The sequence below is a fragment of the Nonomuraea sp. KM90 genome, from assembly GCF_052246675.1.
Taxonomy (GTDB): Bacteria; Actinomycetota; Actinomycetes; order Streptosporangiales; family Streptosporangiaceae; genus Nonomuraea.
This window is the reverse complement of record NZ_JBQQCB010000024.1, coordinates 104,903-119,832: the sequence shown is the minus strand read 5'-3', so window position 1 is coordinate 119,832 and position 14,930 is coordinate 104,903. Positions and strand designations below refer to the sequence as shown.

Below are 14,930 nucleotides of genomic sequence, written 5' to 3'. Positions count from 1 at the left end.
ATCACCGCCACCGCCAGGGGCGCGGGCGGGGCGACGATCACGGAGTACGCGTCGTTCGAGCTCAGGCGCGAGACCAGGCTCTCGGAGGTACGGGCGGAGAAGTCGGCCCGTACGGACGGCGTACGCATGCGTGGCTCGCTGACCCGGGTGGACCCGCGCGGCCTCACCGACTACGGCCCGTTCGCCAAGCAGCGGCTCGAGATCCTCTGGCGTCCGGACGAGGCCGCGGCCTGGGAGACGGTGGGGGAGACGACCACGGACGCGGCCGGCGCGTTCATGGGCACGGTGCAGGGTCGCACGGGCGGCTACTGGCGCGTCCGCTACCCCGGAACAGGACACTACGCCTCAGATGTCTCTAAATCCCGACAAATCGCGCAATAGTGCCTGAACCAAAAAGCGCATCAAACGCCACACGAAACGCCGTTGCCGAATCGTGATCAACTTTGTCGCAACTTTTCCTTCCCCTTACGCGTCATTGGCGGTGACGTGCCCCGGCTTGGGGTGCGTTTTCCAGACGGGGAAGGAAATCTGATTTTGATGATGCGACGCCTAGCCGCCGGTCTGGCGGCTGCTGCCCTGGGCGCCACGATGGTGGCCACCGCCGCCTCGCCCGCGCTCGCGGACCCGGACCCGGGCCTGGACCCCGACGTCGCGGGCGGCTACACGACCCTGCAGTTCGACGCGAACCCGGAGCCCGCGTGGCGGGGCAAGCCCCTCACCCTTGAGGGCAAGCTCTCCGTGCAGTGCGACGAGGACTACATCAGCGGCTTCGTCTCGGTGCACCACGCCGACACCTGCAAGAAGTCGGAGCGCTGGCACCGCCTGGCGTACAAGCGGATCGTGATCCTCTTCCAGCCTGACGGCAGCGGCCGCTGGGAGCACGTGGACACCGTCCGCACCGGCGGCAAGGGCTACTTCGGTCTGAGGGTGCCGGCCCGCACGTCGGGCACGTGGCGCGCGGTCTTCGAGGGGAGCCGCTACCTGGCGCCCTCGGAGGGCAAGGACTGGGTCAAGGTCGTCGGCCACCGCCACTAGTCACACCCGGACGCCCGGCCGACCCCGGCCGGGCGTCCGCCATGTCCGGGGCCGTGAACGCCGTCAATAGGACACGGCGACCTGAACCCGGTGATGCCGGGGACGGTCCACCTCGTCCACGAGCGCCACCGCCAGATCCGCGTACGAGAACGCCGGATCCCCCTCCCCGGACTCCGGCACCCGCCCGTCCCCGAACCGGTACCGCCCCGTCCTGCCCGCCTCGGCGTCCAGGAACACGGGCGGCGGCGCGATCACCACCCAGTCGAGCGCCGACCCCTCCAGCACCTCCAGCTCCGCGGCGTGCCCCAGCGAGAACGCCCGCGCGTCGGCCGGGAACCCCGGCGTGTCCACGAGCCGCACCCCGGGCGAGACCTCCAGCAGGCTCCCGATGCCCAGCGCCACCAGCCGCGGCACCCCGGCCCGCGCCAGCCCGTCCACCAGGGCCCGCGCGGCCGCGGTGTAGAACTCCTCCGACGGCATGTCCAGCCGCGCCGCGACCTGCAGCGCCGCGTCGTGCCCCGCCGCGAGCCCGGCCACGCCGGCGGCGTCGGTGACGTCTCCCGCCAGCACCCGCACCCTCTCGCCGCCCAGATCCGGATATTTCCCCGGATCCCGCACCACGGCCGTCACCTCGTGCCCGCGCCCGGCCGCCTCCGCGACCACCTTCACCCCGGCCCGCCCGCCGGCGCCGAACACCACGATCCTGCTCATGCCACACACTCCGTCCACGCGATCCCGACCGGCGGCCGGACCGCCCGGCCGCCTCCGCAGACGGTAGATGGGGAGATGTCGCTTTCCGCAACGATAGTTGCCTACGATGACGGGATGGCCGAGCCCCTCGATCCGTACATGTTCACCGGCTGCCCGCCGGTCGCCGCGCCGATCCGCATCGGCGACAAGTGGACCGCGAAGATCATCCGCTGCCTGGAGCTCGGCCCGCGCCGCTTCAACGAGCTCCAGACGGTCCTGCGCGGCATCACCCCGAAGGTGCTCACCGAGTCCCTGCGCGCCATGGAGCGCGACGGCCTGCTCACCCGCACCGCGTACGCCGAGATCCCGCCCCGCGTCGAATACGCTCTCACCGACCTCGGCCGCAGCCTCCTGGAGCCGATGAACGCCGGCTGCGAGTGGTCGCGCAAGCACCTGGCGGAGCTGGTGCGCGCCCGCGAGTCCTGGCACGCCGCCCTCTGACCGGCACCCACGCGCTCTCGGGGCGCCGGCGCCATGTCCCGCCAGGACGTGTACGAGGCACCCACGAGACCGCCGACCGCCCCCCGTACCGATCGCCGACGACGCCGCGCCCGCGCCGCCGCCCTGGTAGACGGCTGATGCCGCGCGAAGGACTGCGGACCGCCGTCCGGAAACGCCGGAAACGTCCCCCACCGGCAAGGAATCGATCTAGGGAAGAATGTGTTGTCGTGCGATGAAGAGGCGGATTTTGAGCGCAGGCCGACCGCCGACGTAGTCTGGCCCTCTGGCTCAAACGAACAGGAGGTGACGCCCCGTGTTGCGAGACTCGTTCGGACGGGTGGCGACAGATCTTCGGGTGTCCCTCACGGACAAGTGCAATCTGCGCTGTACGTACTGCATGCCTCCCGAGGGCCTCGACTGGCTGCCCAACGCGAAGCTTCTCACCGCCGACGAGATCGTCCGGCTCGTGACGATCGCCGTCGAGCGGCTCGGGGTCACCGAGGTCCGCTACACCGGCGGCGAGCCCCTTCTGCGGCGTGAGCTGGTCGACATCGTCGCCCGCACCACCACGCTGTCCCCCAGGCCCCAGATCTCCCTGACCACCAACGGCATCGGCCTGGCCCGCCTCGCCGAGCCGCTGGCCGCCGCCGGCCTCCACCGGGTCAACGTCTCCCTCGACACGCTCGACGCCGGCACGTTCAAGCGGCTCGCGCACCGCGACAGGCACGCCGACGTGATCGACGGGCTCGCCGCCGCCGACGCCGCCGGCCTGCGCCCCGTCAAGGTCAACACGGTGCTCATGCGCGGCGTCAACGACCACGAGGCCGCGCCGCTGCTGCGCTGGTGCCTGGCCCGGGGCTACGAGCTGCGCTTCATCGAGCAGATGCCGCTCGACGCCCAGCACGGCTGGAGCCGCGAGGACATGGTCACCGCCGACGAGATCCTCGGCCTCCTGTCCGCCTCCTTCGACCTCACGCCCGACGACCTGGAGGAGCGCGGCAGCGCCCCGGCCGAGCGGTTCCTCGTGGACGGCGGGCCCGCCCGGGTCGGCGTGATCGGCTCGGTGACACGGCCGTTCTGCGGCGCGTGCGACCGGGTCCGCCTCACCGCCGACGGCCAGGTGCGCAACTGCCTGTTCGCCACCGAGGAGTCCGACCTGAAGACGGCGATGCGCGCCGGGGCCTCGGACGAGGAGCTGGTCGAGCGGTGGATGGTGGCGGTGTCCCGCAAGCGTGCGGGCCACGGCATCGACGACCCGTCCTTCCTCCAGCCCTCCCGCCCCATGTCCGCCATCGGGGGCTGAAGCGCCATGCCCGGCGCCCCGGCACCGCCCGCCGCTGCTCAGACCGGCGTGCCGGGCGCTGCCGGGCCGCTCCGTCTGGCGGGCCGGGTGACGGCACTTCCGCGCCGGCCGGCGGCTCGGGCCCCCTGGCCGTCGCGCGTCCGCCTCGCACCGCCGGGAACGGACGCCCCTGGTTCGACCAAGACACCATGAACGACCTGGAGGAGGCTCATATGCACGTGCTGAACGAATGGACCAGCCTGGCCTGCAAGGAGCTGGGCATCGACCCGGCGCTGGTGGACCGGGACCAGATTCTCGAGCTCACCAAGGAGGTCGCCCACGGCGTCGCCAGGCCGGCCGCGCCGCTGACGGCGTACCTGCTCGGCCTGGCCCAGGGCGCCGGCGTGGCCCCTGAGGACGCTGTGGCGCGACTGACCACATTGGCGAAGAACTGGGGTCAGGCGACAACTGAGACGCTGACAGACGGCTAAGACTCGAACGAACTCTTGAAGTCAAGCTCGCCACCCGCCTGAAGATTTCCTGGGAATAACGAGGCGGGGGCGAGTGTAAACGATTTCGGGAAAGCCGCCCTATCCAACTGCGTGGATCGCGTGGAGTGATCAAATCACGGCCGGGAAAAGGGCGACGCCGGGTGGTTACGGGGGCAAACCACCCGGCGTCGCTTCATCGGCGTTCCGACGGGGGCCCGGAACGCCGGCACCAGCACTCCGACGGGGGACCGGAGCGCTATGGCTAAAGCGTACACCTACAACCCGTGGGATGCGTCAAGACTTAGTCACGACCCGATCTCGCGTCGATGCAGCGGTATCTCGGTTTGGTTAGCCTCAGGGGACTGAAAGGTAGGTGGCGGGCCTGCCTCGCCCCTCTCATTGGCCCCGATTACCGCTATGTATGGCAAAAAGACCGCCGCCGCGATGAACAGCAGCCGGTACGGCCACGGCACCGGCACCACCACGGCCAGGATCAGGCAGAGCGTGCGGATCCCCATCTTGATGAGGTAGCTGATCTCCCGCTTGCGGATGTCGGACGTCAGCGACGGCTTGGCGTCCGTCACCTGGTGGACATCCGGTTTCTTGCGCCACCCCTTCATAGTTCCCACGGTAGACCCAGGAGGGCCGGGTCGCCACGGCACCCCCGGGCGGGGAGGGAGGTCATGCGATCATGGCCTTCGAGTAAGGAGGATGTGGAGATGACGGATCGTACGTACCGGGTCACCGAGATCGTCGGCACATCGGGGGAGAGCGTCGACCAGGCCATCCGCAACGGCCTCAAGAGGGCGTCCGAGACCTTGCGGCACCTCGACTGGTTCGAGGTGACCGAGATCCGCGGGCACCTCGACGCGGGAGAGGTCGCGCACTTCCAGGTAGGCATGAAGGTGGGCTTCCGCCTCGAGGACACCTGAGCCGCCGGCCGCGGGGCGGGACGGCCGTCCGCCACCCGCTCCGCCGGCCCGCCCGCCGGAACGCCTCAGCGCCCGTCTCAGCGCCGCGCCCACGCCCAAGAACGCCTCAGCACCGCACCCGCGCTGAGGAACACGCTCAGTGCCACACCCGCGCCCGGGAACGCCTCAGCGCCGCGCCCGCGTTCGGGAACGCCTCAGCGGCCCCCACGGCGCCGGCGCCCGCCACGAATCTGCCCCACCCGGGACGGCGGGAGCGATTAGATTGGCGGGCGTGAGTGGTGAGTTCCGCATCCTGCTGGTGTGCACGGCCAACATCTGCCGTTCCGCCATGGCAGAGGTGATCGCCAAGGCGATGCTCCACTCCGCGGCCATGCCCGTGGCCACGGGGAGCGCGGGCGTGCGCGCGCTGGTCGGCCACCCGATGGCCCCCCACGCGGTCGCCGCCCTGGGCAGGCTGGGCCTCGACGGCCGCACGCACCGGGCCCGCGTGCTGGACCTCGATCTCGTCAGGTCCTCCGACCTGCTGCTGACCATGGAGAACGGGCACCGCGCCGTGGCCGTCTCCCTCGACCCGCAGGCGGCGCGCAAGACGTTCACGCTGCCCGAGTTCGCCGCGCTGGCGGCCGGCGCCGGAGGGCGCCGCTACCGCTCCGACACGGCGGAGCGGGCGCGCGCGATCGTCCAGTCGGCCGCCGAGCGCCGCGAGGAGCGGCGGGCCCTGGAGGTGTACGACCCGTACGGCGGCCCGCCCGAAGGCTACGAGGCGTGCGCCAAGACGCTCGGCGAGTCGCTCAGCCACGCCCTGGCCGCCCTCCTGGGCCCCCGCTGAGGAGGGCCCGTGAGGGGCGTCAGCTCGCCTGGCTGACCGTGGACATGTTGAAGTCGGGCACCCGCACCGCCGGCATGATCGTGCGCTGGAAGTAGTCGTTCCACTCGCGCGGCAGCGTCCGCCCGGCGGCGCCCACCTCCGTCAGCCGTCCCAGCAGGTCCACCGGGCTCTCGTTGAAGCGGAAGTTGTTCACCTCGCCCACGACCTCGCCGTGCTCGACGAGGTAGACGCCGTCCCTGGTCAGCCCGGTCACCAGCAGCGTCTGGGGGTCGACCTCGCGGATGTACCACAGGCAGGTGACCAGCAGCCCGCGCCGCGTGGAGGCGATCATCTCCTCCAGCGACCGCCCGCCCTCGGGCCCCGACATGATCAGGTTGTCGATGCCCGGCGTCACCGGCAGCCCGCTCAGCTCCGCCGAGTAGCGGGTCTGCAGCAGCGACTCCAGCCGCCCGTCGCTGATCCAGTCGGTCGGCCCCAGCGGCAGCCCGTTGTCGAACACCGAGCTCTGCCTGCTGGAGGCGTGCGCCGTCACGAACGGCGCGCACGCGATGCCCGCCGCCCCGGGGTCGCTCGACAGCGAGACGGGCAGCCGGGCGAGCTGCTCGCCCACCCGCGTGCCCCCGCCGGGCTTGGCGAACACCGAGCGCCCGTCCAGCGCGTCCCTGGCGCCCGCCGACCAGAACAGGTAGATCATCAGGTCGGCCACCGCGCTCGGCGGCAGCAGCGTCTCGTAGCGGCCCGCCGGCAGGTCCACCCGGGTCTTGGCCCACTCCAGGCGCTGGGCCAGGGCGGAGTCGAGGGCGGCCACGTCGACGTCGGTGAAGTCCGGCGTGGACACGCCGGTCCACGCCGAGCGCTTCAGGTCGGCCGACTTGGCGTTGAGCTCCAGACGGCCGGTCGGCTGGTCGTGCCGCAGCCGCACGCCCGTGGAGGTGCCGAGGAAGGTCGAGGTCAGCGAGTGCTCCGCGAAGCCGTACAGCCTCCTGCCACCGGCCTCCGCCGCGGCGAACGCGTCGCCGAGCGCCGGCGCGAACCCCTCGTAGACCCCGATGTCGGTCGGCCGCACCTCATCGTCCCAGTGGGGCGAGGTTGCGCCGCCCGCGACGAGCTCGCGGGCGTCCTCGGCGGGCTGCGCGTCGCGCGCCGCCGCGTCGGCCGCCGCCACCACGTCGGCGAGCTGCTCGTCGCGTACGGCCGACCGCGACACCACGCCCACGCCCTGCCCCGCGATCGAGATCACGGTCAGCTGCGCGGACCGGGCGACGCCGTTCGTGGTCAGCGTGTTGCCCGCGAAGCGCAGGTTGGCCGTGGACCCCTCGTCCACGAGCACCACGCAGGCGTCGTTACCGGAGAGCTCGAGTGCCCTCTCCACCATCTCCTGAGGCGTCACTTCCCGCCCTCCTGCACCGTGTTGAGGATCCGCACGCCCCTGAACAGCGCCGACGGACATCCGTGGCTGACCGGCGCGACCTGTCCCGGCTGTCCCTTGCCGCAGTTGAAGGCGCCGCCGAGCACGTAGGTCCCCGGCCCGCCGACCGCCTCCATCGACTGCCAGAAGTCCGTCGTCGTGGCCTGGTAGGCGAAGTCCCTGACCTGCCCCGCCAGCTTCCCGTGCGAGATCCGGTACGCCCGCTGCCCGGTGAACTGGAAGTTGTAGCGCTGCATGTCGATCGACCAGCTCTTGTCGCCGACGATGTAGATGCCCCGCTCGACGCCCGCGATCAGCTCGTCCGTCGAGGGCCCGTCGGGCGCCGCCGCCAGCGACACGTTGGCCATGCGCTGGATCGGCATGTGGCCCGGCGAGTCGGCGAACGCGCACCCGTTGGACCGCCCGAACCCCTTCATCAGCGCCATCCGCCGGTCGAGCTGGTAGCCCACCAGGATGCCGTCCTTGACGATGTCGAAGCTCTGCCCCCGCACGCCCTCGTCGTCGTAGCCGATCGTGGCCAGGCCGTGGGTGACCGTCCTGTCGCCGGTCACGTTCATCAGGGGAGAGCCGTAGACGAGCTCGTTGAGCTGGTCGAACGTGGCGAAGCTGGTGCCGGCGTAGGCCGCCTCGTAGCCCAGCGCCCGGTCCAGCTCCGTGGCGTGGCCGATCGACTCGTGGATCGTCAGCCACAGGTTGGACGGATCGATCACCAGGTCGTAGTCGCCCGCCTCGACCGAGGGCGCCGCCAGCTTCTCCGCCAGCAGCTCGGGCAGCCTGGCCAGCTCGTCCGGCCAGTCCCAGCCGGTGCCGGTCAGGTATTCGTACCCGCGCCCGACCGGCGGCGCGATGGTCGACATGTCGTCGAAGCCGCTCTCGGCCGCCTTCATCGCGTTGAGCTTCGGATGCACCCGCACCCGCTGCTGCGTGGTCACGGTGCCGGCCGTGTCGGCGTAGAACTTCTGCTCCTTGACCTGCAGCAGCCGCGCGGAGACGTGGTCGGCGCCCTTCAGCAGCCCGGCCGACCACTCCGCCAGCAGGCCCACCTTGTCGGCCGCGGCCACGTCGAACGGGTCGACGTCGTAGGCCGACACCCACACGGCCTCCGCGTGCGCCGGCTCGGGCGCCAGCTCGATGGGCTCCCGGTTGATCGGGGCGCTCACCTCCGCCACCCGCACCGCCTGCTCGGCCACCACGGCGGCGGCCTGCGGCGTCAGGTGGATGCCGGCGGCGAACCCCCACGTGCCGCCCTTGACGACGCGCACGGCGTAGCCCAGGTCGTCGGCGTCCATGGCGCCCTCGAGCCGGGCGTCGTACAGGCTCAGGGTCTCCGCTCTGACGCGTTCGAGCCGGAAGTCGGCGTGCTCGGCGCCGAGGTCGCGGGCACGCTGCAGCGCGGCGTCCGCGAGCTGCCGCAGCGGCAGTTCCAGGAAGTCGGGATCGATCTGGCGCATGTCCACGATCCTAACCCTGTGATCTTGTCTCACCCGGACAAGCCGATACCGGCGGGTAGGAGATAGCGTCAGGTCTCATGGCACGCTCTGTACTCGTCACCGGGGGCAATCGCGGCATAGGCCTCGCGATCGCCCGTGAACTCGCCGCGGCAGGCGACGCCGTCGCGGTCACCTACCGATCCGGGGAGCCGCCCGAGGGCCTGTTCGGCGTGCGCTGCGACGTCACCAGCACGGCCGACGTCGAGGCCGCGTTCGAGAAGGTCGAGGCCGAGCACGGCCCGGTCGAGGTCCTGGTCTCCAACGCCGGCATCACCAAGGACACGTTGCTCGCGATGATGAAGGAGGAGACCTTCACCGACGTCATCGACGCCAACCTGACCGGCGCCTACCGCGTCGCCAAGCGGGCCATCAGGCCCATGATGAAGCTCAAGCGCGGCCGGATCGTCCTCATCTCCTCCGTCGTCGGCCTGAGCGGCCAGGCGGGCCAGGCCAACTACGCCGCCTCCAAGGCCGGCCTGGTCGGCTTCGCCCGCTCCCTGGCCCGCGAATACGGCTCCCGCAACATCACGGTCAACGTCGTCGCGCCGGGCTTCGTGGCCACCGACATGACCGCCGACCTCGACCAGGAGGCGATCGTGGCCAACATCCCGCTCGGGCGGCAGGCGGTCCCCGAGGAGGTGGCGCGCGTCGTGCGCTTCCTGGCGAGCGACGACGCCTCCTACATCACCGGGGCCGTGATCCCCGTCGACGGCGGACTCGGAATGGGGCACTGACGTGGGAATTCTCGAAGGCAAGCGGATCCTCGTCACGGGCGTCCTGACCGACGCCTCGATCGCCTTCTCGGTGGCCAAGCTGGCCCAGGAGGAGGGCGCCACGGTCGTCCTGACCGGTTTCGGGCGGCTGAGCCTGGTGGAGCGCATCGCCAAGCGCCTGCCGCAGCCGGCGCCGGTGCTGGAGCTCGACGTCCAGAACAACGAGCACCTCGACACGCTCGCGGCCCGGGTGGGGGAGCACGTCGACGGGCTCGACGGGGTCGTCCACTCGATCGGCTTCGCCCCGCAGACGGCGCTCGGCGGCAACTTCCTCAACACCTCGTGGGAAGACGTCGCCACGGCGCTGCAGGTGTCGACCTACTCGTTCAAGTCCCTGGCCGTGGCCTGCCTGCCGCTGATGAAGGAGGGCGGGGCGGTGGTCGGCCTCGACTTCGACGCCTCCAAGGCGTGGCCGGTCTACGACTGGATGGGCGTGGCCAAGGCCGGGCTCGAGTCCTGCAACCGCTACCTCGCCCGCGACCTGGGCAAGCAGAACATCCGGGTCAACCTGGTGGCGGCCGGGCCGCTGCGCACGATGGCGGCCAAGTCGATCCCGGGCTTCAAGGAGTTCGAGGACAGCTGGCCGGAGAAGGCCCCGCTGGGCTGGGACCTGTCCGACACGGTCCCGGCGGCCAAGGCCTGCGTGGCGCTGATGTCCGACTGGTTCCCGGCGACGACGGGTGAGATCGTCCACGTCGACGGCGGCGTCCACGCCATCGGCGGCTGACCCCCTGAGCCCCCGAGCCCGCGGGCTCGGGGGCTCAGGGGCTCGGGGGACGGTCAGGCCAGGCGGTGCCGCCCGCTGCCCGCGCGCGCCGGCTCGAACGGGATCGACTCCGTCGGTTCCGTACGGTGCCGGCGCTGCTGCACGATCCGCGTGGCCAGCACCGCCGACCCCAGCAGCGCGATGGTCAGCACCGTCCCGATCACGTCGGAGGCCGGCGGGCTCGGCCGCACCACGCGCTGATCCTGCATCGGCACCGCCAGCTCGTGCGCGAACGGGTTGGGCCACAGCAGGTCCACCCGGGGCTCCTCGGCGTGCGCGGTCTTCTTCTCGGCCACCGGCCGGCCCGTGTCCACGAGCTGCGGCCGGCTCTCCGGCCGGGAGGGCTGCGTGGTCGGCACCGCCGAGGCCCGCTCCTCGCCCTCCAGGCGCCCGCCCGTACGCCCGGGCGACGGCGTGGGCGTCGGCCGCGGCGTCGCCCTGCCGACGACCCCCTGGTCCTCGCAGGCCAGCACCGGCAGGCAGACGTCATCGAGCGTCTCGGGCACCAGCCCCGTCCTGGTCGGCGACGAGCTCGGCGTCGATGACGGCTTGGCCGGCCTGCCGGGTGTGGTCTTGGTGGTCGGCACCGCCTCGCCGACGCGGCCCAGCACCTCGTCGGTCGTCTTGTCCAGCCCGTCCGTGACCTTGTCGGTCGTGCCGCCGGTCAGGGTGTCGACCGTGCCCGTGACCGCCTCGACGACGTCGCACAGGGTGTTGGTCACCCCCGAGAGCAGACCCCCGTCGCGCGTGCAGTCCTGGGCCGCCGCCGAGGCGGCAGGCGCCGCCACCGGGACGGCCGCCAGCGCCACCGCGAGAACTCCAGCCGAGATCGCGGTCCTGCTCCCCATCCGTCCCCTCCTGCGTCGCTTCCGGGGGAAATCTTTATGGACATCGCGCGTCAGACGCAGGTGTTTACCGGGTAAAGTTGCGATTCGGTATCGACTAGTGATACGCGAGAGAGTCTCTCGTTCCCTGTCGGCCGGGGGCCGGCGGCTCCCGTCCATCGGGTCAGTCGAGGGACGACACGTCATCGAGGGCCTCTCGGATCTCAATCGGCAGCACCACGTCTTCCGCCGGAAGAACGCCTTTGAGCTGCGCATGCGTACGGGCGCCGACGATGGCCGAGGCGACGCCCGGCTGGTCGCGGACCCACGACAGGGCCACGGCCAGCGGGGACACGCCGAGCCCGTCGGCGGCGGTCATGACCGACTCCACGACCCGGCGGCTGCGCTCGTCCAGGTAGGGGCGGACGAAGTCGGCGAAGTGCGGGGTGGCCGCGCGGGAGTCGGCCGGGATGCCGGTGCGGTATTTGCCGGTCAGCACCCCGCGCCCCAGCGGCGACCAGGCCAGCACGCCCACGCCCAGATGGGCCGCGGCGGGCAGCAGCTCGCGCTCCGGCTCGCGGGCCAGCAGGGAGTATTCGGCCTGGGCCGCGGTGATCGGGATGCGGCCGGGGACCATCTTCTGGGTGACCGCGGCGGCGGCGAGCTGCCAGCCGGCGTAGTCGCAGACGCCCGCGTAGACGGCGCGGCCCGAGGAGACGATCGCGTCGAGCGCGGCCATCGTCTCCTCCAGCGGCACCTCGGCGTCGTACGTGTGGAGCTGCCACAGGTCGACGTAGTCGAGCCCGAGGCGGTTGAGCGAGTCGTCCACGGCGGCGATCAGGTGGCGCCTGGAGGCGTCGCGCGGGCGGCGACCCGTCGGCGTCACCACGGCCTTGGTGGAGATCACCAGCTCGGAGCGCGGAACGGAGTCGCGCAACATCCGGCCCAGCAGCCGCTCGGAGTCACCGCCGGTGTAGACGTCGGCCGTGTCGACGAGATTGCCGCCCGCGTCAAGGAACGTGCGGAGCTGGGCGGCGGCCTCGTCCGCGTCGGTGTCACGCCCCCAGGTCATCGTGCCGAGCCCCAGCCGGGACACCGACAGGCCACTGTGGCCGACATAGCGCTGCTCCATGATCCCGCCAGGTTACCGTTCAGGTCGATGAAACGTTGTGATCGACGCCTGCGACACTTGCTTGATGACCACGCTGCTTCTGGCCCGGCACGGGCTGACGGACCTCACCGGGCCGGTGCTGGCCGGCCGCACCCCGGGTGTGCATCTGAGCGAGGCGGGAAGGGCGCAGGCCGCCGCGCTCGCCGGGCGCGTCGCGGGCGTCAGGCTCGACGCCATTGTCTCCAGCCCGCTGGAGCGCTGCCGGGAAACGGCGCAAGCGGTCGCCGAGGAACGCGAACTCGATGTGGTGACCGACGACCGCTTCATCGAGTGCGGCTACGGCGAGTGGACCGGGCGCCCGCTGAAGGAGCTCGCCAAGGACCCGTTGTGGCAGGTCGTGCAGGCACACCCGAGCGCGGTGACATTTCCGGAAGGGGAATCGCTGGCCGGAATGCAACATCGCGCGGTCGCGGCGGTCCGCGAATGGAACCAGCGCCTCGGGGTGAAGGGTGTCTACCTGGTGTGCAGCCACGGCGACGTGATCAAGGCGATCGTCGCGGACGCCCTGGGCCTCCACCTCGATCAATTTCAACGGATAACGGCCGATCCGGCGGCCCTCACCGTCATTCGCTATGCCCCCTTGCGTCCCTTTGTTCTCAGGGTCAACGATATGGGGGAATTGAGGCTTCCCGAGGATTCGGAGGAGAAAGACGGGGGAGAAAACATCACCGGGAGCGATGCCGCCGTCGGCGGCGGACCCGGAACCACGTAAGGTCAGGCTATGCCGGTCTTCGACTACGACCCACCAGAGAGGTTCGTCGCCGGTGCCTTGGGGCAGCCGGGCGCACGGGTCTTTTTTCTGCAGGCCAGGGCCGAGGGCAGACTGACCACGGTGACGCTGGAGAAGCTGCAGGTCGCCGCACTCGCGGGCAGGCTCGACGAGCTGCTCGACGAGGTGCTGCGGCTCAGCGGGGGCACCGCGCAGGTGCCCGCGCTCGCCCCCGCCGACCTGGCCGACGACGCCCCTCTCGACGTGCCGGTCGCGGAGGACTTCCGCGTCGGCACCATGGCGCTGACATGGGACGCCGAGAAGTCCCAGGTGGTGATAGAGGCGCAGGAGGTCATCGACGAAGACGATCTGGAGACTCCCGACCCCGCTGTGCTGCGCGTGCGCATCAGCGCGGGAGCCGCTCGCGCCTTCACCCAGCGAGCCCTCCAGATCGTCGCGGCGGGCCGCCCGCCGTGTCCCCTGTGCGGGCAGCCGCTCGACGCCGCCGGACACGTCTGCGTACGTCTCAACGGCTACCGCGGGGGTGAGGCGGCTTCATGACCGCTCCCGAGAGCGAACCGGCCATCAAGCCCTCCCCACCGCCGTCCATGCATGACGAGGAGGCGCTCGCGCTGCTGCGCGACGGCAGCCTGGAGGTCGCCGGCCGCCTCGTCGAGGCGACCAACATGACGCTCTACTGCTCGGTCAAGCTGGGTGCGCGCTCGGCCGCCTGCGTCTACAAGCCCGTACGCGGCGAGCGCCCCCTGTGGGACTTCCCCGACGGCACCCTCGCCGCCCGCGAGGTGGCCGCCTTCGAGGTCTCCCAGGCGACCGGCTGGCGCATCGTGCCGCCCACGGTCTACCGCGACGGGCCCTTCGGGCCGGGCATGTGCCAGCTCTGGATCGACACCGAGCGCGAGATCGACCTCATGCGGCTGGTCAGGAGCCGCAACCCGGTCGTGCGCCGGATGGCGGTGTTCGACGCGGTGGTCAACAACGCCGACCGCAAGGGCGGTCACCTGCTGCCGCTGCCCACGGGCCACGTCTACGGCGTCGACCACGGGGTCTGCTTCTCCGTCGAGGACAAACTGCGCACCGTGCTGTGGCAGTGGCGCGGCAAGCCGCTGGCCCGCGAGGCGGTGGCGGTGCTGGCCAAGCTCGAGCGCGACATCGAGTCCGGCTCCCTGGGCCGCAGGCTGCGCGAGCTGCTGACGCTGGCCGAGGTGGAGGCCACCTGGCAGCGGGTCAGGCGGTTGCTGGACACCGGCGTGCATCCGTACCCGTCGGAGGGGTGGCCCGCCATACCCTGGCCCCCCATATGAAAGAGCCAAAGCCCGTTTAATACTCTTTGCCCATGTGCACGCTGATCGTGAGATCCGGGCAGCCGCTGACCCTCATGGGCGTGCGGGATGAGTTCGCCGACCGGCCCTGGGAAGGGCCGGGGGAGCACTGGCCGGAATACCCGGGGGTGATCGGCGGGCGCGACCTCAAGGCCGGCGGCACCTGGCTGGCCGTCAACCCGGCGGCCCGCCGCGCCGCGGCGCTGCTCAACGGGCACGGCCGGGCGGCCGAGGAGACCACGAAGGTCTCGCGGGGCGACCTGGCGCTGCGGGCGGCGTGCACCGGGGAGCTGCCGGGCCCCGACCTGAGCCGCTACGACCCCTTCCACCTGGTGCTGGCCGACCTGACGCGGGTGCGGATGTGCAGCTGGGACGGCGAGCGCGCGTCCGTCTCCGAGCTGCCCGCGGGCACCAGCATGGTCGTCAACTCGGGCCTCGACCCCGCGAGCGAGCGGGTCCTCGCGTACCTGCCCAGGTTCCGGGACACCGCCGAATGGCGGGAGCTGATCAGGGCGGAGCCGTCCTCCGACCGCGGCGCGCTCATCATCCGGCACGAGCTGCCGGACGGGCGGATCTTCGCCTCCCTGTCGGTGATGGAGGTCGCGATCGCGCCCGGCGGCGTGACGTACGAGTTCACCGACCTGACCGCCGATCGGGACGGATAGGCT

Annotated in this window: 19 protein-coding genes; 13 read left to right on the top strand and 6 right to left on the bottom strand. The window is 71.4% G+C overall.

The features are described 5' to 3' along the window. Both ACTWPW_RS25030 and ACTWPW_RS25025 read left to right on the top strand, forming a co-directional pair. Positions 1-381, top strand: a 381-nt coding sequence (locus tag ACTWPW_RS25030) for a hypothetical protein (protein ID WP_443170048.1), incomplete at its 5' end; no start/stop codon positions are given. 156 nt (positions 382-537) lie between these two features. Then, positions 538-1,035, top strand: a complete 498-nt coding sequence (locus ACTWPW_RS25025) for a hypothetical protein (RefSeq protein ID WP_364136119.1) — start codon at positions 538-540, stop codon at positions 1,033-1,035. 63 nt (positions 1,036-1,098) lie between these two features. Here ACTWPW_RS25025 and ACTWPW_RS25020 read toward each other — a convergent pair whose 3' ends face one another. Then, a complete protein-coding gene (locus ACTWPW_RS25020; protein ID WP_364136122.1) occupies positions 1,099-1,746 on the bottom strand; it encodes an NAD(P)-dependent oxidoreductase in 648 nt (215 codons plus the stop codon). Between the two features lie 114 nt (positions 1,747-1,860). Between ACTWPW_RS25020 and ACTWPW_RS25015 the strand changes: the two genes are divergently transcribed. From ACTWPW_RS25015 to ACTWPW_RS25005, 3 genes are all read left to right on the top strand, one after another. Continuing rightward, entirely contained in the window at positions 1,861-2,226 is a 366-nt protein-coding gene (locus ACTWPW_RS25015; protein ID WP_443170047.1) for a winged helix-turn-helix transcriptional regulator, read from the top strand. Positions 2,227-2,539: 313 nt separating this feature from the next. Beyond that, positions 2,540-3,529 (top strand): GTP 3',8-cyclase MoaA, encoded by a 990-nt coding sequence (gene moaA / locus ACTWPW_RS25010; protein WP_443170046.1) that lies wholly within the window; start codon positions 2,540-2,542, stop codon positions 3,527-3,529. A gap of 188 nt (positions 3,530-3,717) precedes the next feature. After that, complete coding sequence (locus ACTWPW_RS25005) at positions 3,718-3,999, top strand: DUF6457 domain-containing protein (RefSeq protein ID WP_443170045.1); 282 nt, start codon at positions 3,718-3,720, stop codon at positions 3,997-3,999. 305 nt (positions 4,000-4,304) lie between these two features. Here the strand turns inward: ACTWPW_RS25005 and ACTWPW_RS25000 are convergent, their stop codons facing one another. After that, a complete protein-coding gene (locus tag ACTWPW_RS25000) occupies positions 4,305-4,619 on the bottom strand; it encodes a DUF3099 domain-containing protein (protein ID WP_364136134.1) in 315 nt (104 codons plus the stop codon). Positions 4,620-4,718: 99 nt separating this feature from the next. Here ACTWPW_RS25000 and ACTWPW_RS24995 point away from each other — a divergent pair, with 99 nt between their 5' ends. Beyond that, the gene (locus ACTWPW_RS24995) at positions 4,719-4,931 is read left to right on the top strand and encodes a dodecin (RefSeq protein ID WP_364136137.1); all 213 of its coding nucleotides are present in this window, start codon (positions 4,719-4,721) and stop codon (positions 4,929-4,931) included. 271 nt (positions 4,932-5,202) lie between these two features. Beyond that, positions 5,203-5,760 carry an arsenate reductase/protein-tyrosine-phosphatase family protein gene (locus tag ACTWPW_RS24990; protein ID WP_375114026.1) on the top strand — a complete coding sequence of 186 codons (558 nt, stop codon included), beginning with the start codon at positions 5,203-5,205 and terminating at the stop codon, positions 5,758-5,760. A gap of 19 nt (positions 5,761-5,779) precedes the next feature. Here ACTWPW_RS24990 and ACTWPW_RS24985 read toward each other — a convergent pair whose 3' ends face one another. Together ACTWPW_RS24985 and ACTWPW_RS24980 are read right to left on the bottom strand one after the other, a co-directional pair. After that, complete coding sequence (locus ACTWPW_RS24985; protein WP_443170044.1) at positions 5,780-7,150, bottom strand: metallopeptidase TldD-related protein; 1,371 nt, start codon at positions 7,148-7,150, stop codon at positions 5,780-5,782. After that, positions 7,147-8,640: a TldD/PmbA family protein gene (locus ACTWPW_RS24980; RefSeq protein WP_443170043.1), complete on the bottom strand. Its 1,494-nt coding sequence runs from the start codon at positions 8,638-8,640 to the stop codon at positions 7,147-7,149. The genes ACTWPW_RS24985 and ACTWPW_RS24980 overlap by 4 nt, the downstream gene beginning before the upstream one ends. Before the next feature lie 77 nt (positions 8,641-8,717). On the opposite strand from ACTWPW_RS24980, the gene ACTWPW_RS24975 reads away from it, so the two are divergent. Together ACTWPW_RS24975 and fabI are read left to right on the top strand one after the other, a co-directional pair. Then, positions 8,718-9,413, top strand: a complete 696-nt coding sequence (locus ACTWPW_RS24975) for a beta-ketoacyl-ACP reductase (protein WP_364136149.1) — start codon at positions 8,718-8,720, stop codon at positions 9,411-9,413. A gap of 1 nt (position 9,414) precedes the next feature. Beyond that, the gene (fabI, locus tag ACTWPW_RS24970; RefSeq protein WP_364136152.1) at positions 9,415-10,179 is read left to right on the top strand and encodes an enoyl-ACP reductase FabI; all 765 of its coding nucleotides are present in this window, start codon (positions 9,415-9,417) and stop codon (positions 10,177-10,179) included. A 53-nt stretch (positions 10,180-10,232) separates the two neighbouring features. Here fabI and ACTWPW_RS24965 read toward each other — a convergent pair whose 3' ends face one another. After that, positions 10,233-11,066 carry a hypothetical protein gene (locus tag ACTWPW_RS24965; protein WP_375114022.1) on the bottom strand — a complete coding sequence of 278 codons (834 nt, stop codon included), beginning with the start codon at positions 11,064-11,066 and terminating at the stop codon, positions 10,233-10,235. Between the two features lie 160 nt (positions 11,067-11,226). Beyond that, positions 11,227-12,174, bottom strand: coding sequence for an aldo/keto reductase (locus tag ACTWPW_RS24960; protein ID WP_375114021.1), 948 nt, complete (start codon positions 12,172-12,174; stop codon positions 11,227-11,229). Between the two features lie 64 nt (positions 12,175-12,238). Here ACTWPW_RS24960 and ACTWPW_RS24955 point away from each other — a divergent pair, with 64 nt between their 5' ends. The 4 genes from ACTWPW_RS24955 to ACTWPW_RS24940 are packed head-to-tail and all read left to right on the top strand — an operon-like array spanning position 12,239 to position 14,927. Beyond that, positions 12,239-12,925: an MSMEG_4193 family putative phosphomutase gene (locus ACTWPW_RS24955; RefSeq protein WP_375114020.1), complete on the top strand. Its 687-nt coding sequence runs from the start codon at positions 12,239-12,241 to the stop codon at positions 12,923-12,925. Positions 12,926-12,934: 9 nt separating this feature from the next. After that, positions 12,935-13,483, top strand: coding sequence for a DUF3090 domain-containing protein (locus tag ACTWPW_RS24950; protein ID WP_364136164.1), 549 nt, complete (start codon positions 12,935-12,937; stop codon positions 13,481-13,483). Then, positions 13,480-14,244: an SCO1664 family protein gene (locus ACTWPW_RS24945; RefSeq protein ID WP_443170042.1), complete on the top strand. Its 765-nt coding sequence runs from the start codon at positions 13,480-13,482 to the stop codon at positions 14,242-14,244. Before ACTWPW_RS24950 ends, ACTWPW_RS24945 begins: the two co-directional genes overlap by 4 nt. A 32-nt stretch (positions 14,245-14,276) precedes the next feature. After that, positions 14,277-14,927 (top strand): NRDE family protein, encoded by a 651-nt coding sequence (locus ACTWPW_RS24940; RefSeq protein WP_375114019.1) that lies wholly within the window; start codon positions 14,277-14,279, stop codon positions 14,925-14,927. Positions 14,928-14,930: the final 3 nt, after the last annotated feature.